The sequence below is a fragment of the Streptomyces sp. NPDC087901 genome (assembly GCF_044742205.1).
In the GTDB taxonomy this organism is placed as follows: Bacteria; Actinomycetota; Actinomycetes; order Streptomycetales; family Streptomycetaceae; genus Streptomyces.
Window position 1 is genome coordinate 1 of record NZ_JBIUUC010000022.1, and the last position, 24394, is coordinate 24394.

The 24394-nt window shown below is 69.7% G+C and carries 22 protein-coding genes; 20 read left to right on the forward strand and 2 right to left on the reverse strand.

The features are described from left to right. The 13 genes from ACIOEW_RS38295 to ACIOEW_RS38355 form a co-directional block, all read left to right on the forward strand. The coding region (locus ACIOEW_RS38295; protein WP_401969926.1) for a peptidase C14 at positions 1 to 1625 on the forward strand (1625 nt) is incomplete at its 5' end. Next, positions 1622 to 2554 (forward strand): GNAT family N-acetyltransferase, encoded by a 933-nt coding sequence (locus tag ACIOEW_RS38300; protein WP_401969928.1) that lies wholly within the window; start codon positions 1622 to 1624, stop codon positions 2552 to 2554. The genes ACIOEW_RS38295 and ACIOEW_RS38300, both read left to right, overlap by 4 nt. A 230-nt stretch (positions 2555 to 2784) precedes the next feature. Beyond that, positions 2785 to 3585, forward strand: coding sequence for a protein phosphatase 2C domain-containing protein (locus ACIOEW_RS38305; protein WP_401969931.1), 801 nt, complete (start codon positions 2785 to 2787; stop codon positions 3583 to 3585). 78 nt (positions 3586 to 3663) lie between these two features. Continuing rightward, the gene (locus tag ACIOEW_RS38310; protein ID WP_401969934.1) at positions 3664 to 4233 is read left to right on the forward strand and encodes an O-methyltransferase; all 570 of its coding nucleotides are present in this window, start codon (positions 3664 to 3666) and stop codon (positions 4231 to 4233) included. A gap of 133 nt (positions 4234 to 4366) precedes the next feature. Further along, a complete protein-coding gene (locus ACIOEW_RS38315; RefSeq protein ID WP_362554842.1) occupies positions 4367 to 5371 on the forward strand; it encodes a thiamine pyrophosphate-dependent dehydrogenase E1 component subunit alpha in 1005 nt (334 codons plus the stop codon). After that, positions 5368 to 6321, forward strand: a complete 954-nt coding sequence (locus ACIOEW_RS38320) for a transketolase C-terminal domain-containing protein (RefSeq protein WP_362554840.1) — start codon at positions 5368 to 5370, stop codon at positions 6319 to 6321. Before ACIOEW_RS38315 ends, ACIOEW_RS38320 begins: the two co-directional genes overlap by 4 nt. Beyond that, positions 6318 to 7556, forward strand: coding sequence for a pyridoxal phosphate-dependent aminotransferase (locus tag ACIOEW_RS38325; protein ID WP_401969937.1), 1239 nt, complete (start codon positions 6318 to 6320; stop codon positions 7554 to 7556). The genes ACIOEW_RS38320 and ACIOEW_RS38325 overlap by 4 nt, the downstream gene beginning before the upstream one ends. Then, complete coding sequence (locus tag ACIOEW_RS38330; protein ID WP_362554836.1) at positions 7544 to 8746, forward strand: aminotransferase class III-fold pyridoxal phosphate-dependent enzyme; 1203 nt, start codon at positions 7544 to 7546, stop codon at positions 8744 to 8746. Before ACIOEW_RS38325 ends, ACIOEW_RS38330 begins: the two co-directional genes overlap by 13 nt. A 35-nt stretch (positions 8747 to 8781) precedes the next feature. Further along, positions 8782 to 9054, forward strand: a complete 273-nt coding sequence (locus tag ACIOEW_RS38335; RefSeq protein ID WP_362554834.1) for a hypothetical protein — start codon at positions 8782 to 8784, stop codon at positions 9052 to 9054. Further along, positions 9051 to 9740, forward strand: a complete 690-nt coding sequence (locus ACIOEW_RS38340) for an RraA family protein (protein WP_362554832.1) — start codon at positions 9051 to 9053, stop codon at positions 9738 to 9740. The genes ACIOEW_RS38335 and ACIOEW_RS38340 overlap by 4 nt, the downstream gene beginning before the upstream one ends. Before the next feature lie 15 nt (positions 9741 to 9755). Continuing rightward, positions 9756 to 10970, forward strand: a complete 1215-nt coding sequence (locus ACIOEW_RS38345) for a cytochrome P450 (RefSeq protein ID WP_401969942.1) — start codon at positions 9756 to 9758, stop codon at positions 10968 to 10970. Positions 10971 to 11024: 54 nt separating this feature from the next. Further along, positions 11025 to 12197: a hypothetical protein gene (locus ACIOEW_RS38350; protein ID WP_362554828.1), complete on the forward strand. Its 1173-nt coding sequence runs from the start codon at positions 11025 to 11027 to the stop codon at positions 12195 to 12197. Between the two features lie 169 nt (positions 12198 to 12366). Then, a complete protein-coding gene (locus tag ACIOEW_RS38355; RefSeq protein WP_401969945.1) occupies positions 12367 to 14070 on the forward strand; it encodes a condensation domain-containing protein in 1704 nt (567 codons plus the stop codon). 54 nt (positions 14071 to 14124) lie between these two features. Here ACIOEW_RS38355 and ACIOEW_RS38360 read toward each other — a convergent pair whose 3' ends face one another. Together ACIOEW_RS38360 and ACIOEW_RS38365 are read right to left on the reverse strand one after the other, a co-directional pair. Further along, positions 14125 to 15384 carry an MFS transporter gene (locus tag ACIOEW_RS38360; protein WP_401969947.1) on the reverse strand — a complete coding sequence of 420 codons (1260 nt, stop codon included), beginning with the start codon at positions 15382 to 15384 and terminating at the stop codon, positions 14125 to 14127. A gap of 62 nt (positions 15385 to 15446) precedes the next feature. After that, positions 15447 to 16838: an FAD-linked oxidase C-terminal domain-containing protein gene (locus ACIOEW_RS38365; protein WP_362554825.1), complete on the reverse strand. Its 1392-nt coding sequence runs from the start codon at positions 16836 to 16838 to the stop codon at positions 15447 to 15449. 140 nt (positions 16839 to 16978) lie between these two features. On the opposite strand from ACIOEW_RS38365, the gene ACIOEW_RS38370 reads away from it, so the two are divergent. The 7 genes from ACIOEW_RS38370 to ACIOEW_RS38400 are packed head-to-tail and all read left to right on the forward strand — an operon-like array spanning position 16979 to position 24367. Continuing rightward, positions 16979 to 17998 carry a beta-ketoacyl-ACP synthase III gene (locus ACIOEW_RS38370; protein WP_401969950.1) on the forward strand — a complete coding sequence of 340 codons (1020 nt, stop codon included), beginning with the start codon at positions 16979 to 16981 and terminating at the stop codon, positions 17996 to 17998. A gap of 48 nt (positions 17999 to 18046) precedes the next feature. Next, entirely contained in the window at positions 18047 to 18289 is a 243-nt protein-coding gene (locus ACIOEW_RS38375; protein WP_401969952.1) for an acyl carrier protein, read from the forward strand. After that, complete coding sequence (locus ACIOEW_RS38380) at positions 18286 to 19506, forward strand: beta-ketoacyl-[acyl-carrier-protein] synthase family protein (RefSeq protein ID WP_401969954.1); 1221 nt, start codon at positions 18286 to 18288, stop codon at positions 19504 to 19506. Before ACIOEW_RS38375 ends, ACIOEW_RS38380 begins: the two co-directional genes overlap by 4 nt. 45 nt (positions 19507 to 19551) lie before the next feature. Then, on the forward strand, positions 19552 to 21441 hold the full coding sequence (locus ACIOEW_RS38385; protein ID WP_401969957.1) for an acyl-CoA dehydrogenase: 1890 nt from the start codon (positions 19552 to 19554) through the stop codon (positions 21439 to 21441). Positions 21442 to 21443: 2 nt separating this feature from the next. Then, positions 21444 to 21857 carry a thioesterase family protein gene (locus ACIOEW_RS38390; protein WP_350993609.1) on the forward strand — a complete coding sequence of 138 codons (414 nt, stop codon included), beginning with the start codon at positions 21444 to 21446 and terminating at the stop codon, positions 21855 to 21857. Beyond that, positions 21858 to 22775 carry a fumarylacetoacetate hydrolase family protein gene (locus tag ACIOEW_RS38395; RefSeq protein WP_401969960.1) on the forward strand — a complete coding sequence of 306 codons (918 nt, stop codon included), beginning with the start codon at positions 21858 to 21860 and terminating at the stop codon, positions 22773 to 22775. Further along, the gene (locus ACIOEW_RS38400) at positions 22775 to 24367 is read left to right on the forward strand and encodes an acyl-CoA carboxylase subunit beta (RefSeq protein ID WP_401969962.1); all 1593 of its coding nucleotides are present in this window, start codon (positions 22775 to 22777) and stop codon (positions 24365 to 24367) included. Before ACIOEW_RS38395 ends, ACIOEW_RS38400 begins: the two co-directional genes overlap by 1 nt. Positions 24368 to 24394: the final 27 nt, after the last annotated feature.

The following is a 24394-nucleotide window of genomic DNA, read 5'->3' on the forward strand; positions in this document are numbered from 1 at the left end:
ACCACATCCGCACCGAAGGCATCGAGAAGAACACCCACGACAACCCCTTCGGCGCCGTCCTCTCCTTCCGCGGCACCCCCACCGACACCACCGTCAAGCACGCGCTCTCCGGCAAGGTCATCGAACTCACCGACACCTTCCCGGTCCCCGACGCCAAGGCGTTCGCGGTCGGCCAGTGGTGGGCCGTACAGGTCGACCCGGTCGCCGGCGGCGGCGGTGACGAGCGCGAGCTGCAGAAGCTGGTCGAGATCACCGAGATCATCGACTCCGGCCACATCCGGATCGGCTATCTCAACGGCTGGGAGCTCGCCGAAGGCCGCACCCTCACCTGGACCCTGATCGAGCCGGTCCGCGACACCCACATCCGCAACATGGTCTTCGAGGGCGCGGGGCCCGACGAGTACACCGGCTCCCACCCCGTCAGCTTCGAGTACGCCGTCGGCTGCGACGTCTCCGGCATCCACGCCACCGGTACGTTCTGGCCGGTCATCATGCGCCGCTGGTGCACCCGCTTCCGCACCGAGGACTGCTCCCTGAAGAACCCGCCGACCGTCATGTACGGCGGCGCGGGCTACCTCACCCAGCAGATCTACTGCCTGTACGGGCGGGTCGCCGACTGCACGACCAGCAACGTGCGCCACCTCAACGACCTCACCGCCTCCGCCTACTGCACCGTCGTGAACTGCCACGGCGACGGGGACGACGCGGGCGGCAACCCCTTCACCACCCACGGCCAGTACGAGCACGACCTGCTCTTCGACGGCAACTCCGGACTGATGGACATCGCCAACTCCGGTGCCCAGTGGGGCATCTCCGCCAAGCGGATCACCGTACGCAGACACGTGTGCTCGTGGTTCACCGCCAACACGAAGATCACCGATCTGACGCTGGAGGACATCACGGTGATCGCGCGTCCCACCTTCGACCAGGCAGGGACCCTCACGGTGAACGCCGACGGGGCCCAGGTGCGCGGCTGCACCGCGAAGACCTTCGCCATAGCCCAGCGCTCCGCCCGCTCCACCCGCCCGACCACGATCAGCGACTGCTCCTTCGAACTGCCCGCCGGCGCCGTCCTCGTCCAGACGCCGGTCACCGCGCCGGTGCACTTCGTGCGCTGCACGTTCGAGGGTGTGGACGGTGCGGTCCTGCGCGGTGCGGGCCCGGTCCACTTCACCGACTGCACGGTCACCGGCGCCGAGAACGCGGCCCCGCTCTCCGTCGGTTCCGCGGACCTGCGGATCGACGGCGGGACGTACGACAACACAGGCATCGAGCTCAGTGGCGTGCGCGACCAACGGATCACCGTGACGGGCGGCGCCAGGTTCACCGGCGGCAACAAGGCCAAGGCGCTGCTCGGCCGTGCGGACGGCCCGGGGAAGGCGACCTGGGACATCACCGGCCTCAGCAGCGCGGCCGCCGGACCGGACACCGCGCACATCCGGATCGCCGACGGCACGAACCACTACGCCGCCACCGGCAGCCGCTTCACCGGCGGCACGCTCCATCTGGCGCCGGAGGCCCTCGCGTCGGTCCTGCACACCACGTGCGTCGAGGACGGCACGCGGCGCAGCGCGATGCCCCCCGCCGGCGACACGGTGCGCACGGACGGGAACCTCATCCTGTGAGCGCCCTCATCCGCACGGCGACCGCCGCCGACGATCCCGCCCTGGCAGCCTTGTGGCATCGGTGCTTCGAGGCCCCGCACATCGCCGCCCTGCACGCCCTCGACCCGGAGCGCCACCGGCACACCTTCGTCGCCGAGAGCGCCGAAGGCGGCGGGATCGACGCCGTCGTCGTCTATGTGCCGAGGCTGATCCGTGACGCGGCGGGTACCCCGCAGCGCGTCGGCGGCATCGGCAGCGTCGCCACCCGCCCCGAGGCCCGGGGACAGGGCCTGGTCAGGCTGCTGCTCGCGGCGGCGGAGCGCACCATGACCGCCGAACAGTGCGCCTGGTCCCTGCTGTTCACCGGCACGCCCGGCGTCTACCGGAGCTCGGGATGGCAGGAGTTCGGCAGTACCTGCACCGAGGGGACAATCACCCCGACGGCAGTCCCCGGCGCCTTCCCGGTCCGCGCGGCCACCCCGCAGGACGCCGTGGAGGTGGCCGCGCTGCACCACGCGTACAACGCGAGCCGGCCGCTCAGCTCACTGCGGGCGGCCGAGGACTGGGCGGTGCGTGTGCCCGCCTGGTACGGCCCCGTCGAGGATTCGCTCGTCGCGGTGGACCCCGCCTCCGGGGCGCTGACCGGCTGGATCGTGGCGCAGCACGTGGGGGACTGCGTGGAGGTGCGCGAGTTCGCGGGCGCGGCCGAGTGCCTGGGTGCACTGCTCGCGGCCGTCGGTTCACGCGGCCGGGCGGCGGGGCTGACCCGGGCCCGCGTCCGGATCCCCGGCGCGCCTGGAGTGACGGCTGCCCTTCCCGCCCTCCTGGCGGATGCCCGGCAGGTGACGGAACACGTGGGCATGGCACGGCCGTTGCACGCCACGCCGGCCTCCGTCCGGGCCACCGTCACGGCGCCCGGGGCCGTCCACTGGTACGGCGACTGCTTCTGAGCGGCGGGGGATCGAGGCCGGCGCCGTCCGCGGCGGACTCCGGGGCGGCGCACGGCTGAGGCGGCATGCGTCGGGTGTGTCCGCGCCCTGTACCAAAGGTCGATTGACCGGCGGGTTGGCCACCGGAAGGATCGTCCGGGCGGGGACGGGGAGCGGACGCGCACGGCTCATCCGCCCTCCGCAACGCACTGGACGGGTGACGGGCGGTACGGGAGGAGGGGGCTGTCGCGATGTCGATCCAGCTGATGAGTGAAGCGGGTACGGTCGGCGGCCCCAACGAGGACTTCGTGGCCGCGGAGGGCACGACGGTGGTGGTGCTCGACGGTGTCAGTACTGTGCCGGGGAACGGGTCCGGGTGCCATCACGGCACGGCCTGGTTCGCGGGTGAGCTTGCGGGCCGCTTGCTGGAACATGCTCAGGCGCCGGAAGGCGGCCTTGATGACGTGCTGTACCGGGCCTTGGCCGACGTCGTCGGGTTGCACGGTGATGCGTGCGATCTCTCGCTGCCCGATCCGCCGGCCGCGGCCCTGGCCGTGGTGCGGGAGCGCCAGGGGCGTATGGAGTACCTGGTCCTGTGCGACTGCACGATCGTGGCGGACATCGGCGGGACCGTACAGCGGATCACCGACGACCGTCTGTCCGCGCTCGACCTCCCGGAGCGCAGGGCTGTGCTGAAGGATCCGACGCGCTCCGCGTACGCCGCGTTGCTCGAGGCGAAGAGACGACGACGCAACACGCCTGGCGGCTACTGGGTGGCGGCAAGCGAACCGGCGGCAGCCTGGGCGGCGGTGAAAGGGAGCTTTCCGGTAGGTGACGTCCGGCGCCTCGCGCTGATGACGGATGGGGTGTCGTGTGCCGTCGACCGCTACCGGCTCATGGACTGGGCGGGGCTGCTCGACACTCTGGAGGATGAACCCGCCGCTCTCGTACGAAGGATCCGGGACGCGGAGCAAAGGGCCTTCCGCGGCGCTCGGAATAGTCTGACGAAGCTTCACGACGACGCAACGGCGGCGTATTGGCGCATTGCCTGATATTGCCTGTGGGTTTGCCTTGCGCGCGCCACGGGTCACGGCGTGCATGTAGGTACGGGATCGAGGAATCGGATGGCGATGAGTAACGTTCCTGAACTTGTTCTTGAGACCATGAAGTCCGCGGAGGCGCGGGGCTTCAAGCTGTCCTGCGAGGAAACGGTGGGCAGACTCCTGGCCGCTCTCGCAAGTGCTGTTCCTCCCGGCGGGCGGGTCCTCGAACTGGGCACCGGCGCCGGCGTGGGTGCGGCCTGGCTGGCCTCGGGGCTCGGGCACCGAAGTGACGCGACGGTTCTTACGCTGGAGCGGGACCCGGAACTTGCTGCCACCGCACGCGAGTTGCCATGGCCCGAGTGGGTCGAGGTGCGGGTTGCCGACGTGGAGAAGGAGCTCCCGGAGCTGGGACGCTTCGACTTGATCTTCGCCGACGCCGAAGGCGGAAAGTGGTCCGGACTCGACCTGACCGTGGCGGCGTTGCGGCCCTCGGGAATGCTGGTCGTCGACGACATGGACCTGTCCCGCTACCAATCCACCGAGCACCGTGAATCGGTGACCCGTGTACGCGACTCGATTCTCTCCGATCCGCGTCTCGTGGCGGTGGATCTCCCCGTGAGCAGCGGGATCATGGTGGCCACCAAGCGTCACGACTGAGACGCGACGACGGATCGGCCCTCTTCGCCGTCCGTGCGTTCCACGGACGACCCGGGAATGCCGCCCGTTCTCTTCCACGGCGTACTCCGTGTGGCCGTGCGCGATTCTCTTTCCTCACTCCAGGAGACGACTGATGAGTGATACCGGGCTGGTTGATGTCCCGGCCAAGGACATGAGCTCTTCTCAGGACCTGCTGTCCTCCTACGAGACCATGAGCCTCATCCGTGTGTACGAACACCGCATGATGGAACTGCGGACGGCGCGCGAGGTGGTCGGGCCGGTCCATCCGTATGTCGGGCAGGAGGCCGTCGCCGTCGGAGTCTGCGATGCGCTGGAGCCGCGGGACCAGTTGGTGAGCCACTACCGCGGACATGGGCACGCGCTGGCCCGGGGCACGTCACCGGTCGCTCTGACCGCCGAACTGTTCGGCAGGAGCACGGGGTTGTGCGGCGGCAAGGCGGCGGCACTCATATCCGACCCGGCCAACAACATCCTGGTCTCCAGCGGCCTGGTGGGTGCGGGCGTTCCGATCGCGGCCGGCGCGGCGATGACGGAGCAGGTGCGCGGCACCGGCGGCGTGGCCGTGGTCTTCTTCGGCGACGGGGCGCTCGGCAGCGGGGTGGTCCACGAGACCCTCAACATGGCTGTGGTGCAGCGCCTTCCCCTGATCATGGTGTGTGAGCACAACGGCTACCAGGGCGGCACGCGCACCGAGGAGGTGTACCCGGACGCCTCGCTGCTCAGGGTGGCCCAAGGACACCGTATGCGTGCCGTTTCGGTCGACGGCAACGACGTGACGGCCGTGTATCGCGCAGCGAGTGAAGCGGTCTCGGCGGCACGGGCCGGAGCGGGACCCTCCTTCATCGAGGCCCGTACGTACCTGACGGAGTTCCATCTCCAGTTCGACAGGCCGTCGACGGAGAAGCGCCCGGAGGAAGAGCTGCGGCACTGGCGGTCGCGCGATCCACTGACCCTGCTGGCCCGGCGGCTTCTGGACGACGGTGTCGCGCAGGAGGAGCTGGACCGCGCCCAGGCACGGTCACGGGCTGTCGTCACGGATGCCGTGGAGCGATCCCGGACCGCGCCGTGGCCCGAGCGGAGCCAGGTATTCACCCACATCCGGCCGGAGGCGTCGTGAACGAGTTGGCCGTGCTCGACCTCGTACTGGAAGAGGAAATGCGGCGGGACGAGCGCATCGTCCTTCTCGCAACCGGTACGTCCCCGGCCTGGCAGCAGGAGTTCGGGCCGGAGCGCATCCGCACCTGCCCCATATCCGAGCAGGCCATGACCGGCATGGCGGTCGGGGCCGCGATGACCGGACTGCGGCCCGTCCTCGACCTCAACCGTGCGTCCTTCACCTTCCTCGTCATGGATCAGCTGGTCAACCACGCCGCCAGGCTGCACTACATGTCCGACGGCGGCTACCGGGTACCCATGGTCGTCACGTCGGCCACCCGCGGCCGTCAGCAGCTCGGCCCGCAGAACGAGCAGTGCCCGTACGGGGTGTTCATGCAGCTTCCGGGGTTTCAGGTGGTGGTGCCGGGGTCGGCCGAGGACGCGTGCGGTCTGCTGCGCACAGCCGTCCGGGACGCCGGCCCGACGATGTTCTTCGTGGCGCCGGAGCTGGCGCGTGGCGTGCGCCTGGCGGCCGCCCTGGCCGCCGAGCCGATCCCTTTCGGCCGGGCCGCGACGCTGAGCTCCGGGTCGGACGTGACCCTGCTGGCCATCGGCGGTGCGGTGAAGGTCGGAGTGGAGGCGGCGGCGCTGCTCGCCTCGCAGGGGGTGCACTGCGATCTGATCGACCCCAGGACCCTCGTTCCCCTGGATGTCGGCACGATCGCACAGTCGGTGCGTCGCACCGGACGCCTGGTGTTCGTCGACGACGGGCCACGGTCGGGTGCACCCGCCCAGATCCTCTCCGCGCTGTACGACGTGGAGGGCGTGGCCGCGCGACTGGGCGGCAGGGTCGAGTTCGTGTGCTGCCCTGATGTGCCTGTGCCGTCGACGCCGGCCCTGGAGCAGCACACATGGCCGCTGGAGCAGGACGTGGTGGACGCCGCGCTGAAGCTGCTGAAGGACGGCCGATGAGTTGCGCGGAAGTGGCCTCGACCGCTGCCCGGACCGCTCCGGCGACCGCCCTCGTGGACACCCGGTCGCGGGCGGCGCCGGTGCACCGCCTGGAACGGGGCTCGGCGTTCGCCGTGCGGGCCGAAGCCGCGCGCCTTGAGAGAGCGGGCCAGGACGTTGTGCACCTGGAGCTGGGTGAGCCGGACTGGCAGCCACCGCCTGCCGTGATCGACGCGCTCCCGGCCGCCCTCGCCGATGGTGGCCGGCGGTACACGGAGGCGGCCGGAGAGCTTGACGTACGCCTGCAAGTCGCGTCCAGCTATACGGAGTTGATGGGCTCGCGGGTCGACCCCGGGCGCGTCGTGCTGGTGCCGGGCAGCAACATGGTGCTCTACCTCACGCTGCTTGCCGTCGCGGGGCACGGGGACGAGGTGCTGTTACCGGATCCAGGATTCCCGCCGTACGCGGAGCTGGTCCGGCTCGCGGGCGCGGTTCCCGTGCCCTATCCGTTGCGTCGTGAGGCGGGCTTCCTGCCCGACGCGGACGAGATCGGCTCCCTGGTCACCCGGCGCACCCGACTGATCATCATCAACTCCCCGAACAATCCGACGGGTTCGGTGATCCCCGCCGGACTGATCGAGGAGATCATGGAGGTCGTCGACCACCGCGGACTGTACGTGGTCTTCGACGAGGCCTACCGGGAGTTCAAGCCCGGCGGAGGCCGGTCGTCCCTGCACGGGGACCTTGCGGCGCACCCGCGGGCGGTCTTCATGGAGTCCCTGTCCAAGAGTCACTCCATGTGCGGCTGGCGGGCCGGTATCGCCATCACCGCGCCGGAGCTGGCCAAGGACCTGGCGGACCTGATGGTGAACACCACCTGCTGCATGCCGGCCATGGTCCAGAGAGTCATCCCGGCGGCCCTGAACAGCCGGGAGTGGATCACCGGGCGTGTGGCTGAGGCGGCCCGGCGCAGACACCTCGTGCACGGCGAACTCGTCAGCATGCCCGGTGTCCGGTCGGAAGCGGTGGGCGAAGGGTTCTATCTGTTCCCTGACATCAGGGGGACGGGACTGTCGGACCGGGAGTTCTCCCGCCGCCTGCTGACCGAGGCCGGGGTGTCCGTGGTGCCGGGCAGCGCCTATGGCCGGCAAGGCGGCGGGCATGTGCGGATCGCCTGCACGGAGTCGGTCGAGCGGTTGACCGAAGCGATGAGCCGGATGCGAGTCTTCCTGGAAGGAATGGCATGGACACGCTAAATCCCTCAGGTCATCGGAGTCTCAGCGGTCTGGACGAGAGTGGGGCGCTGGGTGACCCGCATGTGCTGGTCGACGCCGACAACGCCACCCTCGTGCTCCGCGACACCAACGGCCGGGAGCGTACGTGCTCCGATTTCATGTCGGCCTACGCCTCCGTCAACTTCGGGCACCGCAACCGGGAGGTGGAAGAGGCTCTCACCCTCGGGTCGGACCTCGCGGCCCTCTTCTACCCGGAGGAGGCGGAACTGCTCTCCCGGCGGCTGTGCGCCGCGGTCGGCGGTGGCGCGCGGAGAGTTCTGTACCAGGTGGGCGGCAGTTTCGCGGTGTCCACCGCCTTCGCGCTGGCCCGCAGGCGCAGGCCGGGTCGGATCGTGGCCATCGAAGGGGCGTTTCACGGACTGGGCCTGGACGCGCTGGCCGCGACAACCGTGCAGCGGGACATCGCGCTGCAGGACACCGGGCTGTCCGCCCTGTTGTCCGGGCAGATCGAGCACCTGCCCGTGGGCTCCTTCCCGGAGAACTGGCAGGACATCTCGGCGGTCATCTACGAACCGGTCCAGGGCGCGAACGGCTATGTGCCGCTCGATGCCGGCTGGCTCACGGAGCTGGAGGGAAGGGCCCGGAAGAACGGTGTGCTCACCATCTCCGACGAGATCCAGTGCGGATTCCACCGGCACGGCTCGCTGAGTCCGTCACGGGCGTGGGGGCTCACCCCGGACATCGTCCTGTTCGGGAAGTCCCTGACCAACGGGACGTATCCGCTCTCCGCCGTCGTCTATCAGGCCGAACTGGAGCGATCCGTCGCCGGGAGGGTCCACCTCGCGCACACCTTCCAGACGGCAACTCTCGGATTCCGCGCCGCACTTCGGGTCTTCGGCTATCTGGACAGCAACCCGGTGGCCGGGATGGGGGAGCGCATAGCGGAACTCTTCCGCGACCGGGCCGGGAAGTGGTCGGCCGACGGCCTGGTGCGTGACCTGCACGTCACGGGCCCGGCGCTGTCGTTCGAGCCCACGAAGGTGGCCAGCGGTGAGGCCGTGCAGACGGCTTTCGACTGCGGAGTGCTGATGCTGTCCGGGGGCGCCCGAGGCCGGCGGATCCGGATAGCTCCCCCTTTGACCACGCCACTGGAACAGATCATCGAAGGCCTTGACGTGGTGGGCGGAGCGCTGGCAGGCAGCCGGGCGTGATCCGTCCCACCCCATGGGAGAACTCAGGAGGACACATGGAAAGCGCCACATTCTACGACGAGCTACGGGGATCCCTGCTGTCGATGCAGCCGGACCAGGAGGCCAAACGGGTCGTACTGGAGGGGCTCGGGCACGATGACAACCTCTTCGATCTCGGTCTGGTCACGTCCTTCTCGGTGATCCGCATGATCGTCTTCATCGAGACACTGACGGGCTGCTCCCTCGACCTGGCCGAGCACGACATCGAGAGCTTCTACACCATGCGCGGCCTGTGGGATCTCGTCCAGGCGGAGGGGGCCACCCGATGACAACCGTGTCCTCCAAGTACAGCGAAGAGCAGATCGCCGCCCTCCGGAGCCGCTTCGCCGAGGTGTCGTGCGCACAACTCGCTGACAGCGCAGCCGAGTTCACCAACGCGCTCGCGCTGCCGCTGGTGGCACGCAACGGCCTGCCCCGGGTATGCGGACCGGTCTTCCCTGTCACCACGTCGGACGACATGCTGCCCTGCCTCCAGGCGCTGGCCGCTGCGCCCGCGGGCTGGGTGATCTTCATCCACAACGAGATCAGCCCGTCCGAAGGGCTGGCGGGCGACATCTATGTCGCCTCCGCCGAAGTGCAGCGCCTGGGCGGGATCGTAGTGAACGGGGCGGTACGGGACCTCGAGGCCCTCGCCGACATCCCTGTGCCGGTCTTCTCCACCGAGGTGAACTTCGTGTCGGCGAGGACCACCTCGGTACTGGCCGAGGCCGTACCCGACACGGTGGATGTGGCGGGATGCCGCTTGACCCCCGGGGACTGGATCTTCGGCGACGAGGACGGCTTCCTGCTCCTGCCGGAGAGCCATGTATCGGCCGTTCTCGCCTCGGGCTCGGTACTGCGCGTGCGGGAGGACCGGCTGCGCCGGACGATGCGCGAGCAGCAGCGGACACTGGCCGATCTCACGGGCCTCGACGAGTTCATCGCGGGTTCCGGCCCACTCAAGTTCAACCCCTAGCCGAGGAGGTCGCACGTGTCCACCAGCACGAAGGACAGCCTGCGGGGGAACCGGCCCGTCGACGACATCGACTTCGCGGCGGCGGAATTCCAGCGGGACCCCTGGCCGTCGTACGACTGGTACCGGGAGCACGAGCCCGTGCATCTGTCGCAGCGCTATGGCGCCTACTTCGTCTTCGGCTACGAACACGTACGCCGGGTGATGACGTCGCCCGGCTTCACCGCGTTCCACCCCTTCCGGGTCAGCCGCCGGGCCTTCGGGCCGACCATGCTCGACCAGGAGGGGGAGCATCACGCACGGCTGAGGTCGGCGGCGGCCGCGCCCTTCCGGCCCCGTGCGGCCACGGAGTTCGGCCGCCGCGTGGTGGCGCCGCTGGCCGAAGGGATGCTGGACGACCTCCTGAGGCAACGGCGCGGTGACTTCGTCGCCCGGCTCGCCGAGCGGCTGCCCATGGCGGTCGTCTGCCACGTCATGGGCCTCCCCGACGGCGATTCCGGCAGGCTGCGCGACCTGATGCGGCCCCTGGTGGAGTACGTGGATCACGGCACCGTGAGCCTGGAGGAAGTCGTGGCCGCGCGCGGTGAGTTGCGGGACTACCTGCGCGACGCGCTGCCGGCGGGTCCGGGTGCCGACGGCCTGCTGAACGCGCTGGCCGAGAACGGGACACTCAGTGAGGCCGACGTCGTCAACACCTCCGTACTGCTGCTGGCGGCGGGTACGGAGACCACGGCGGCGGGCATCACCAATCTGCTCAGCCGGGTGGCCGCCGAGCCGGAGGTCTTCCGACGCCTGAGCGACGACCGCTCCCTGGTCCCCGCGGTCGTGACCGAGACGCTGCGTCACGAGCCGCCCCTTCACGTCACTCTGCGCTTCGCCTCCCGGGATGTGACACTCGGCGGCGTCGACATTCCCGAAGGCGCGCCGCTCCAGGTGGTGCTCGCCAGCGCGAACCGTGACCCTGCCGTGTACCCGAGTCCGCACGTGTGGGACCCGGAGCGGACGGCCAGGACGCCGCTCACCTTCGGCATGGGGCGGCACGTCTGTCTTGGCATGGGACTGGCCCAGCAGGAGCTGGAGATCGTGCTCCACGGCGTGCTGGACCGGATCGAGGAACTCGAGCTGACCGGAGGGCCGTTGGCCACGGCTCAGGGCCGCACCTTCCGCGCGGTCCGCGACTCCGAATGCGCCTACCGGCTCCGTGCCGTGAGCGACGCGGGCGGGACGACATGAGCGACGTGGTGAGCGACGTGGTGAGGACGGCATGAGCGGCGCGGTGAGGACGACATGAGCGACGTGGTGACCTGGCAGGCGCCGACGCCGCTGGCACCCTCCCAGCGCCGGGTGTTCGAGGATCTTCTGTCCTACTGCCTGCCCGGCGACGGCAGGTTCTGGCTGGAGCACACGGAACCCGGGGTGAAGGTGCGCTACGTCGCGGCGCCCGGTCACAGCACGGAGGCGACCGCCGTACTGCTCGATGAGGCCCACGCGCGGGCGGCGCTGGAGACCGCGCGCGCACCGCACGTGCTGTACGAGTTCGACGGCCCTTCCGGCTCCGGTGCGCCTCCGTCGGATGCGACGTGGGTAGGGCCCGGACTGCGTGTCGGCGGAACGCAACTGGCCCGTCTGGTCCGCGCGTTGGACACGCTACTCCTCGGACTGGCGGACGAGGTGGGCGCCATGGAGCGGCTCGTGCCGCACCTGGTGTCCTGGGAGACGCTCCGCCGCACCGGGTACACGCGCAACTTCCCCCAGCATCTGACGGCCTGCGCGGTGGTGCGGGAGGACTTGCGGGCACTCGACCGGCTTGCCCAGGCACCGGACGTGGTGGCCGCGGCCGCCGAGCTGACCCCTGCTCCCGTGGCACTGGCACCCGCGGTGTGCATGAACCTGTTCGCCGGACTCGCGGACGGCACGCTGCCCGCCCCCATCACCCTCACCGCGCGCGGCATGTGCGGCCGGTACGAGGCCGGGGCGCAGGCCGTCGCCACTCGCCTGTGGTCCTTCGACATGAGGGAGCTGGTCTTCGTCGGGGACGCCGCCGGTGCCAAGTCGTTCCGCGACACCATGCTGAACGCCGTCGCGGACCTCGCCCGCGACGTGGGTCTGCCCAGCACGCTCACGACGGCCAGCGACCCCTTCTTCACCTCCGAGCGTGCCGACCTGCTGGGATACCAGTCGGCGCTGAGCCTCAAGCACGAGCTGCGCGGACTGCCGGCGGACGGTTCGTCGGCGGTGGCCGTAACTTCCGTCAATCTGCACAAACAGCATTTCGGGGTCGAGTTCGGCATCACCCTGCCCGACGGCACACCGGCCCACTCCGCCTGTGTGGGATTCGGCCTGGACCGCTGGGCGGAATGGATACACGGCCACCTCGGCGGCGATCCGGACAACTGGCCCGACGTCCTGCGGACGGCGATCACCACCCCTGGCAGGCGCCGAACCAACGAACGGTCCTAGGACCTCTCGTCGGGATCATGCCGGGCTCGCGGGGTGCGGCACGCACATCTGCGGCGTTGTCGTCGGTCGCCAATGCCCGCAGCGACTCAGTGACTCCCTCCTCCGCCTTGCAGCCGCCCGCACCGGACCCGCCTCCCTGATCCGGCCTGATCCAAACGAAAGGCCCTAGGTGCACCCGTCGGACACGCTCACCGTCAGCTTCGACGCCGGACCGGACAAGGAAGGCCCGACCAGCTGGGCTCAGCTCAAGACGTTCCACCGGCGCGCCCGATACCCGCACGACCGGTACAGCTCCTTCCTCACCCATACCGCCGAGCTGCCGGTCGCCACGTCACGGAGCGGGGTGGCCGAGGCTGTCGCCGCGCTCCTGGTGGCACACGAGTCCCTGCGCACGGTCTACGCCGACGACGGCAGGCGTCAACACGTCTCGGGGAGAGGCGGGTTGACGCTGACAGTGCACGACGTGCCTGACGACGAGGAGGCGCTCGAACGCGTCGTCGACTCGCTGACTCACAACCCCTTCGACTTCGCCCGGGAATTCCCCCTCCGAGCGGCGGTCCTGGCGCCCGGGGGCCGTCCCGCCCGGCTGGTCGTCGTCTACTCCCACATCGCGGTGGACGGCGAAGGGCTCCGGATCGTCATCGAGGACCTGCACAACGCGCTGACCGGACGAGGGGAACCCGGCGGCTCCGGCGCCGCGCAACCGCTCGAACTGGGCCTGGAGCAGCAGTCGCCTGCCTGGCAGGAGCGCAACGCCGCCGCCCTGCGCCACTGGGACAAGGCCATGGAGCGCGTCCCGCAGTCCATGCTCGCCGTGCCGGTGGCCACGGGCGGTGACGCCGACCGCTACGTCTGCGGCGTGCTGGAGTCCCGCGCCGTCGCGGAGGCGCTCCCCGTGATCGCGGCCAGGACCAGGGCGAGCACTTCCGCCGTCATGCTGGCCGCCACCGCCGCAGTACTCGCCCACCGGGCCGGTCTGTCCCGGTGCGCGCTCACCGCGATAGCCGCGAATCGGAACACACCGCGCACGGCACGGTACGTCGGCACCATCTCCCAGGACGCACTGGTCCTGCTCACACCGGGCGACGGGACGTTCGACGCACTGGTACGGCGGGCCTGGACGGGGAGTCTCGCGGCGTATCAGCACAGTCAGGTCCATCCGCTGGAGCTCTGGGACCGGATGGAGAAGGCGGGGTCCCGGCGGGGCATCCGCTTCGCCAGGGACTGCGTGTTCAACGACCGCAGCGTGCCGGGCGGCATCGAGGTGAGTGACCAGGCCGCGCCCGGAGAGAGGTCGACCATCCGCGTGGAGCAGGCCACGTTCATGCCGGTCCGGTTCTTTCTGCGCGTCGTGCGCACGGACGGCACGGCAGAGATCGCCCTGTGGTCCGACACCCGCTATCTCCCGGAGCCCGAGCTGCGGGCGTTCCTCACCGGAATGGAGAGGCTCCTGGTGGCTGCGGCGAAGGAGGACATCCCTCTGGGCCGGCTCCAGGAGATCAGCGGAGTCGTGCCGGTGCCGCGCGGTCCGCAGTGGCAGCCGATCGCCGGCTCCCTGGTGGACGTGGACGCGGTCCGCGGACTCGTGGAGGCCGTGGCGCGCGGGCGCCGCTCGGCGGTCTTCGTGACGGACGCGTCGGCCCCGGGCAGGGGCGAACTGGTCGCGTACGTGGACGGCTCGGGAACCTCGCTGACCTCGTACGCTCTGCACCAGGCCTGTATGGCGGCCCTGCCCGACTTCGACGGAGCCATCGCGCCGGCACGCTACGTGCTGTGCGACGGGGCACCCGGGGACACCTCCGACGAGGCGGCTTGGCTCTCCGTGCCCGTCACGTCGACGGGGGACGGCCGGGCGCCCGACCCTGGTGAGTGAGACGCCGCGCGCCCCGGCGGCCGGAGGCGCCCACCGTGATCGTGAACGGCGCGTTCATCCGGGGGCGTCGACCCGTACGAGGTCGCGGATGGCGGGCACGGTCAGCAGGGCCGTGCAGGTACAGAGGGCCAGCCCGGCGCTCACCAGGAGCACGTGGTGAGTTCCGACGACTCCGGAGACGGGACCCGCGATCAGCTGGCCGACCGGCATCATGGCGACGGAACCGGCGACCTCGTAGGCGGCGATGCGGTTCAGGACGTCGTTGGGCAACTGGGTCTGGATGCTGGTGGCCCACATCACGCTCCAGAAGGCCATGGCAGCGCCTGCCACCGCCCATCCCAGCACGACTGCCGCGAGGGGAACGCGGGCCCCGACCGTCAGCGGCTCCAGGACGAACCCGAACAACGCGATGGCGCCGGCGCGCAACGGGTGTACCGGCCGGATGCGCAGTGCGAGCAGCCCACCGACCGCCATACCCGCACCGAGACCGGAGTTGACGATGCCGTACGCGCGCTCGCCGTGCTCCGTGATCAGCTCCGCGGCCGCCAGCGGGATCGTCGGACCCCACACGGTGACCATGAAGACCATCCAGATGACGATGACCGACCAGATCCACGTGCGACTGCGGAACTCCTGCCAGCCGCCGACCAGCCCCGCGAAGAACCCCTTCGGCCGGGTTCTGGCGCGGGTGGGGGAGCGGAGGAGCCCCAGACACAGGGCGCTGACCAGGTAGGTGGCGGCGTGCACCGCGAACACCCAGCCCACGGAGGCGATTCCGATCAGCACGCCGGCGAACGCGGGCCCGAGGACGGCCATCACGGACTCCCCGGTGCGGATGACGCCGTTCGCCTTCTGCACATCGTTGGTGATGCCGGGCACGGTACTGGCGATGCCCGGCTGGAAGAAGGCCGCGCAGACGCCGTTGGCCGCACCGATCGCACAGAGGTGCCACAGGGTGACGTTCCCGGAGAAGAAGAGCGCTGCCGCCGTGGACTGCGTACCGACCCGCACGAGGTCAGCACCGATCATGAGGCGCCGGGCGCCGAAGAGGTCCGCGGCTACGCCGCCGAAGATGACGAATCCCGCGAAGCAAGCGGTGTACGCCGCCAGCGCGAGCCCGACTCCCCCCGCGGCATAGCCGTGCCGGACGAGCCCGGCGGCGAGGGCGACCGGAAGCATCATGTCGCCGAGCCTGGCCATGGTGCGTGCGGTGAAGAACAGCGCGAGGTCGGGAGTCCAGAAGCCTTTCGGCCCACGGGCGTCGTCGGCCGTGCTCCTGGGTGACCGAAGAGGTCGTGGAGGTGATGACGTCATGGCTCTGTCTTAACAGTGCCGCGGCGGGGCGGACTGCCGGAGCGAAGGACAGGTGGCCGGGGTCACGGGGCGAAGACCTTGCCGGGATTGAAGATGCCCGCCGGGTCCATGGCGTGCTTGACCCGCCGGTGGAGGTCGAGTGTGGCCGGGCTCAACTCAGCTGTCAGACCGCGCATCTTGAGCAGTCCGACGCCGTGCTCGCCGGTGACGGTGCCGCCCATTCCGACCGCCTCGTCGACGATCTGCTCCAGGGCTTCGTGGCCGCGACGGCGGGCGTCCTCGTCGCCGTGCGCCACCACCACCATGGGATGCAGATTGCCGTCCCCCGCGTGCGCGAGGCCGGCGATGCGCACACCTCGCCCGGCGGCGATGCGCTCGATGCGGTCGAGCATGTCGGGCACGCTCATACGCGGTACGCAGACGTCCTCGGTGAGCACCGAGCCGAGCCGCTCGAGTGCGGGGTAGACCAGTCTCCGCGCCGCGAACAGAGCCTCGGCCTCGGTGGCGTCGGACGATTGCGCACTCGACGTCGCGCCCGCCGAACGAAAGGCGCGCAGGACGGTGTCGGCCTCCTCGGCGCCGGCCGTTCCCGGTGCGTCGGTCCGGGCGAGGAGCAGTATGTTGCCGCCGTCGGCCAGGCCCATGTTCTTCCACTCGTCCACTGCCTGGAGGCAGTAACGGTCGACGAGTTCCAGCGCGCTGGGAACCACACCGGACGCGGTCACAGCGGCGACCGCGCGTCCGGCGGCGACCAGGTCGTCGAAGTAGCCGAGGACGGTGCGTTCCGGGGAGCGGGCCCCGCGCAGCCGAAGCGTGACCTCGGTGATCAGTCCCAGGGTTCCCTCGGAACCGACCATCAGAGAGGCGAGTTCGTAGCCGGCGGAGCTCTTTGCCGTGCGGTGGCCGAGCCGGACCACCTCGCCGTGGCCCACCACGGCTTCCAGCCCCAGCACGTAGTCGCGCGTCACCCCGTACTTCACGCAGCACACGCCACCCGCGTTGGTGGCGACGTTACCGCCGATGGTCGACCACGGAGAGCTGGCCGGATCGGGTGGGTACCACAATCCCCACTGTGCGCAGGCGTCCCGCAGTCCATCGTTGATGACACCGGGTTGCACGACCGCGACGCGCTCGTCCGGGTCGATGCTCAGGATCCCGTTCATCGCCTCGAAGGAGACCACCACGCAGCCGGGCACCGCGTTGGCTCCGCCCGAAAGACCCGTACCCGCTCCGCGGGCCACGACGGTGACACCCCGCTCGGCGCATCTGGAGACCACTGCCGCGACCTCGGCGGTCTCATGCGGTCGTACGACGGCGGCGGGTGTGGAGTAGGGGGCGCCTTCCGCTTCGTCTCGCGCATAGGTGGCGAGGATGGCGGGGTCGGTGACGACGCGCCCGGGCGGAAGGGCGTGCACGATTTCCAGGACCGTTTTCTCCAGGGCTGTTGTGTCCACGTGAGTACGGTATCCGCGGCTCAGGCAACCCTCAATTGTCCTTTGGTACGGCCGGACATGTATGCACCAAAGGCCAATTGAGTTGGTCTTGCCTTTTCGGTGAGACTCGCCGAAGCGTCATCCACGAAGGGGGGATTCTCATGGCGGCAGTGATCGAGGGAATCGGGGGATGGCTTCCACCCCGGATTGTCACGAACGGAGATCTGTGCACAACGCTCGACACCACCCACGAATGGATAGAGACCCGCACCGGCATATCTGAGCGGCGCATGGTGTCGAATGGCCTGTCGACCCGTGATCTGGCTGTCGAGGCAGGCGCGAAGGCCCTGAAGTCGGCCGGAACGGCGACGGTCGACGCAGTCGTTCTCGCGACCACGTCCTTCGACCGGTTGTGCCCCGCGGTGGCTCCGGAGGTCGCGCATCTGCTCGGACTCGGGACGGTTCCCGCCTTCGACCTGACCTCGGCGTGCAGCGGCTTCCTGTACGGACTCGCAACCAGTAGCGGGCTGATCGCATCGGGCGTGGCCGACCGCGTGCTGTTCATCGGGGCGGAGGCCTTCACCACCCTGGTCAACCCCGAGGACCGCAGTACGGCGCCGATCTTCGGAGACGGCGCGGGTGCGGTGGTACTCCGCCGGGGCGACGCGGACGAGCAGGGCGCACTCGGGCCCTTCGACCTCGGCAGTGACGGCGCGCGCGCCGATCTGCTCGCCATCCCCGCGGGCGGTTCGCGCCAGCGCTCGGCTTCGGCGGGACTCGGCCACGCCGAGGTCCCGGCCGGGGACTGGTATCTGCGGATGGAGGGCCGGCCGCTCTTTCAGCAGGCCGTGGAGCGGATGGCCGAGTCGTCGCGGGGCGTGCTCGACCGCAAGGGGTGGTCGGTCGCGGACATCGACTGGTTCGTGGGCCACCAGGCAAACGTCCGCATCGTCAACGCCGTGGCGGACGAGCTGGAAGTGGAGAGGAACCGCGTCGCGGTCAATATCGACCGGGTCGGAAACACGCTGTCCGCTTCGGTTCCGCTGTTGTTGAACGACATCGCGCATTCCGGCGCCCTCCGGCCCGGTCACCGCGTGCTGCTGTCCGCGTTCGGCGCCGGCCTTTCCTGGGGATCGACCGTGCTCACCTGGCCGGACATCCCGGTCGAGGGCGTGCAGTAGCCGGACCACCGAGAATCAAATCAAGCCATGTCTTCCGGGAGGAAAAGAATGAGCTCTGTCCAGGATTCTGTCATCGAGGTCTTCGTCAACAGGTTCGACATCGACAAGGACGCGATCTCGCCGACCGCGACCTTCGACGATCTGGGCCTCGACTCGCTTTCTCAGCTCGAACTCGCGACCGCTGTGAAGAAGCGGCTCGGAGTGGAGATATCGGACGAGGAGTTGTCCGAGATCTCCGTGGTCGCCGACCTGGTCTCTCTGGTCGAGGAGAAGGGCGTGAATGTCCGATGACCTCTTTCGCCGCCGCGATCACAGGAATCGGCCTGGTGACGCCGGCCGGGACGGGGGTCGAGGAGAACTGGCAGAACGTCCTCAAGGCGAAGAAGACGGCCGCCCGTGATCCCGAACTGACGGGTCTTCCCGTGGACATCGCATGCCGGGTACCGGGCTTCTCCCCGGCGCGCAGCGGGCTGCGCAACGCCTGGCAGTTCGACCGGTACGCGCAATTCGCCATCGTGGCCGCGCGTGAAGCCCTGGCCGATGCCGGGCACCAGCCGGGCGCTTGGGCGGACAGTGCCCGAGTGGCCGTGGTGATCGGATCGGGTGCCGGCGGTACCGCGACGCTCGAGGCCCAGCACAGGATCCTGCTGGAGGAAGGGCCTTCGGAGGTCTCGGCCCTGACGCTGCCCATGGGGCTGCTCAACATGGCGGCCGGCCAGCTGGCGATCGACGTAGGCGCCAACGGCCCCTGCCTGGCGCCCTGCTCGGCCTGTGCCTCCGGGGCCAGCGCCATCGGGATCGGGCGCGAGATGCTGCGGACCGGTGTCGCCGACATCGTCATCGCCGGCGGTGCGGAGGCTCCCGTCACGCCCTTGTACGCGTCGACGTTCGCCCGCATGCGCGCGCTGTCGCGCCGGACGGACACACCGGAGACGGCGTCACGGCCCTTCGACGGGACGCGAGACGGGTTCGTGCTCGGCGAGGGTGCCGGAGTGGTCGTCCTGGAGTCCGAGGAGCACGCCCGGGCGCGCGGGGCGCGTACGTACGGCAAGGTGATCGGCTACGGCGCTTCGGCCGATGCCCATCACGTGACGTCCCCGCATCCTGAGGGGCGGGGCGCGGAACTGGCGGTGCGCGCGGCGCTCGCCGATGCCGCTGTGAGCGGGTCCGACGTGCGGTACGTCAACGCGCACGGCACGTCCACCCCGCTCAACGACGTCATCGAGGCCGGTGTCATCCGCCGCGTGATCGGCCCCGACGCCGCGGTCAGCTCCACGAAGGGTGTCACCGGCCACCCGCTCGGCGCGGCGGGCGCCATCGAGGCGGCCTTCGCCGCGCTCGCCGCGTACCACGGGCTCGTCCCGCCGACGGCGAACCTCGAGGATCCGGACTCGCGTATCGACGTGGACCTTGTCTACAAGGAGCCACGCGCGGGCTCCGTCGACATCGCTCTGAGCAATTCCTTCGGCTTCGGCGGCCAGAACACGGCTCTGCTGATCGCCCCTTGACCTCAAAGCCCTGACCGACCACGCATATGAGGAGACCGAGACGAGATGACCAGTGCCACAGTTTCGGGCCCGGCCGAGTCCGGCGAGGACGACGCCGCTCGTGCAGAGCTGACCCGACTGCTCTTCGACGGCGCCTACGAGGACGTGCACGCCGACATCCGGGCCCTGCTGCTGGACCCGGTCTTCGACGCCCGTGACGGACTGAGCCTGCCCGAGGCGGGGCGCCTGAGCTACGAGCGCTCCCGCTTCGTTCACGGGCGCATCGAGCGGCCGCTGGAGATCCTGAAGAACCCGCGCCGGCTGTTCGCTCTGGCTGAATGGCCCGCCCTGCTGGACGTGTCGACGTTCTCGCTGCTGATGGTCCACTACAACCTCTGCCTGGGCACCGTGGCGGAGCACGGCGGCGACCGGGAGGACCTGAAGGACTACCTGGAAGAGCTCGACGGCCTGGAGTCCTTCGGCCCGTACATGGCCACCGAACTCGGTTACGGCAACAACGTGGCGGCCCTGCGCACGGAGGCGGTCTACGACCGCCACACCGAGACCTTCGTCATCGACACGCCTGACCCGCTCGCACAGAAGTACATGTCGTACAGCGGTTTCCAGGATGTTCCGAAGGTAGCGGTGGTGCTGGCCAGGCTGAAGGCCGAAGGAAAGGATCACGGCGTCTACCCCTTCGTCGTCCGCATCAGCGATGCGACGGGCCTGCGCGAAGGCATCCACGCCGTGCCCTGTCCCGAGAAGCCCGTGCAGGGTCTCGACAACGGCCTGACCCGGTTCGACCAGGTGCGCGTGCCGCGCCGCAACCTGCTTCTCGGCGACATGGGCGAGTTCACGCGGGACGGCGCCTTCAAGCCGGCCGCCGGCAATCAGCGCAAGCGGTTCCTGAAGGCGATGAGCCGCATACAGCCCGGCAGGCTCTGTGTGTCCAGCGCGGCCGTCGGAGCGGGCCGGGCGAGCGTGTACATCGCCCTGAGGTACGCCGCGCAGCGGCTCACCAACGCCCCCGGCCGCAACGACATGCCCGTCCTCGAATACCGAAGCCACCAGCTGTCCCTCTTCACGCAGCTGGCCAAGGTCTACGCGATGACCTTCCTGCTCAACCACGCCAAGCGGCGTTACGTGAGCGAGGCCGGCGAGGTCTCGGCCGAGCTCAACGTGCTCATCGCTCTCACCAAGACCCTCACCACCTGGGAGATGACGGAGACCATCGCCGTCTGCCGTGAACGATGCGGCGCCCAGGGCATCTTCAGCGCCAACCGGATAGCGGACTACGGTTCCCTGCTCCAGGGCCTGGTCACTGCGGAGGGTGACAACCAGGTGTTGCTCGCGACCACCGCGGGCCAGATGCTCGCCCGACCGGCCGCCGAGCCCGCCGAGCCCGCCGAGCCCGCCGCGGAGCGCCGGGCCCGGCGTGGTCCCGACGGTCTCCTGGACCTGGGCCTGCTGGTGGGGATCCTGGGCGAGCGGGAGCGGTCGCTGCACGAGGAGGGCCGCGCCCGGATGACGGACGGCGACGACCGCACGTACTTCGAAGCGTGGAACAGCACCATGAACTCCGCGCTGGCCATGGCCCGTACGCAGGCCGTACGGGTGACGCTCGGCTGCTTCACCGACGCCGTCGCCGAAGCGCACGATCCGTCCGTCCGTGCCGCGCTGCACGAACTGGCCCTGCTCTACGCACTGACCGAGCTCCAGCGCGATGCGGGCTGGTACCTGGCGCAGGGCGCGCTGACTGCTCACGAGGTGCGGGCGCTGCCTGCTCTGATCGATGAGACGTGCACACGCGTTCTCCCGCACACGTCGCTGCTCATCGACGGCTTCCGGCTGTCGCCCGAGCTGCTCCGCGCCCCGATAGCCGCGGACGACTACGTCTCCGCCTTCCAGGCGCTCACCGGGGCCGGCCCCTTTGCCACCGCGACAGGAGAGAAGTGACCATGGCCCGGCACGTGTACCACTGCCCGCTGCGCTGGGCGGACATGGACGTCTACGGAATCGTCAACAACGTCAACTTCCTCCGGTATCTGGAGGAGGCCCGCGTCGACTTCGTCTTCCGCATGGCCCCGACCGAGGGCGACGCCTTCTTCAGGGACGGTTCCGTGGTGGTGAGCCACGAGATCTCGTACAAGCGGCAGCTGGTTCACCGGCATGAGCCGGTCGAGATCGAGATGTGGGTGTCGCGGCTCCAGTCGGCCACGGTCGCCGTCGACTACGACGTCAAGGACGGCGACACCGTGTACGCGTCCGCCTCGACGGTCATGGCCCCCTTCGACTACAAGGCAGGGCGCCCACGTCGGCTCACCGAAGCGGAGTTCAACTTCTTCGCGAAGTTCCTCGAAGAGGAGGAGTGAATGCGCCTGCTGCGGATCGGACCGGCGGGGCAGGAGCGCCCGTGCGCCGTCCACACCGACGGCACGGTGCGCGATCTGTCGGCATGGGTTCCCGACTGGAGCGCCGCCGCACTCGATCCCTGCCGGCTGCGTGAACTCGGCGAGCGCCTGGGACACGAGGGTCCGAGTCTGCCCGTCGCCGGGCCGCACGAGCGGGTCGGCCCGCCCGTGCGGCCCGGCGGCCACGTGCTGTCCATCGGCCTGAACTACCGGGCGCACGCGCTGGAGGCCGGGATGGAGGTGCCCGCCGAGCCCTACGTCTCCAGCAAGGCGCCTTCGACGGTGGTCGGGCCCTTCGACGGCCTCGTCATTCCGCCCGGCAGCCGCAAGACGGACTGGGAGGTGGAACTCGCAGTGATCATCGGGCGTCGTGCGCAGTACCTGGCCGGCCCGGACCACGCTCTCGACCACGTCGCAGGCTTCTGCACCGCCAACGACGTCTCGGAGCGCGGCTGGCTGCTGGAGCGGGGCGGGCAGTGGATCAAGGGCAAGTCGTTCGAGACCTTCACCCCGCTGGGGCCGCACCTGGTGACCCCGGACGAGGTGGGTGATCTGCGGTCGCTGAGGCTCACCTGTGATGTGAACGGACGGCGGATGCAGGACGGCCACTCCGGTGACATGGTCTTCGACGTCTCCCATCTCGTGTGGTACCTCAGCCAGTTCATGGTGCTTCAACCGGGAGACGTGGTGCTGACCGGTTCTCCCGCGGGCATCTCTCTGGCCCGGCCCGACGTGGACTTTCTTCGCCCCGGAGACCTGCTTGAGGCGGAGGTGGCTGGCCTCGGCGCACAACGCCAGCGTTGCCGCGCCTTCGGCAGCGAGAAGGAGGCCGTCACCGTCCCCGGCACGCTGCCGGTCTCGGAAGGAGATAGCTGGTGATGCCCCCTCAGGCACGGACGTACGAAGATCCGGCGGTACCCACTGACGCCTTGAGCCGCCTGGCCGAACTGCGGGAGATCAAGCGGGTGGCGCGTCGCGGACCGAGCGAGCGCGCCACGGAGGCCCAGCACGCCAAGGGCAAACTCACGGCGCGGGAGCGGATCGAGCTGCTGCTGGACCCGGGCTCGTTCACCGAGGTGGAGGCACTGCGCCGCCACCGCGCCACGGGCTTCGGCCTCGAGGCGAAGAGGCCGCACACGGATGGCGTGGTCACGGGATGGGGCTCCGTGGAGGGCCGGACCGTCTTCGTGTACGCCCACGACTTCCGCATCTTCGGCGGTGCGCTGGGTGAGGCCCACGCCGAGAAGATCCACAAGATCATGGACATGGCGGTGGCGGCAGGAGCGCCACTCGTCTCCCTCAACGACGGCGCGGGCGCCCGCATCCAGGAGGGCGTCAGCGCGCTCGCCGGCTACGGCGGCATCTTCCGCCGCAACGCCCGGGCCTCCGGCGTCATTCCGCAGATCTCGGTGATCCTGGGCCCGTGCGCCGGAGGGGCCGCGTACGCCCCGGCTCTGACCGACTTCGTCTTCATGGTTCGCGACACGTCGCAGATGTTCATCACCGGGCCTGACGTGGTCAGGGCGGTCACCGGCGAGGAGGTCACGCAGAACGGGCTCGGAGGCGCGGACGTGCACGCCGGGACATCGGGCGTCGCGCACTTCTCGTTCGCCGACGAGGCGACGTGCCTCTCCGAGGTGCGCTACCTGCTGTCGCTGCTGCCTTCCAACAACAGGGAGACGCCGCCCGTCTGCCCGACGACCGACCCTCCTGACCGTCGCTGCGAGGACCTGCTGCGCATCGTCCCGACCGACGGCAAGGTGCCGTACGACATGAGGGAGGTCATCGAAGGGATTGTCGACGACGGCGAGTGCCTTGAGATCCACGAGCGCTGGGCGCCCAACGTGATCTGCTGTCTGGCGCGCCTCGACGGCCGGACGGTCGGCATCGTGGCCAGCCAACCGCTGCGTCTCGCAGGGGTGTTGGACATCAAGGCATCGGAGAAGGCCGCACGCTTCGTGCAGATGTGCGATGCCTTCGACATTCCGCTCATCACGTTGCTCGACGTGCCGGGCTTCCTGCCCGGTGTGGCCCAGGAGCACAACGGCATCATCCGGCACGGCGCCAAACTGCTCTACGCCTACTGCACCGCCACCGTGCCCCGCGTCCAGCTGATTCTGCGCAAGGCATACGGAGGGGCGTACATCGTGATGGACTCCCGCTCCATCGGAGCCGACCTCTCCTTCGCCTGGCCGACCAACGAGATAGCCGTGATGGGCGCGGAAGGCGCCGCCAACGTCGTCTTCCGCCGGCGGATCGCCGAGGCGGAGGACCCCGAGGCGGTACGCGAGCAAGTCGTCAAGGAGTACAAGGCCGAGCTCATGCATCCGTACTACGCGGCGGAGCGCGGCCTCGTCGACGATGTCATCGATCCCGCCGACACCCGCGTCACCCTTGTGCGCGCGCTGACGATGCTGCGCGCCAAGTGCGGTGAGCAGCCGGCGCGCAAGCACGGCAACCCACCAGTCTGAACGCCCCAGCCCACCCCGTCCCGGAGG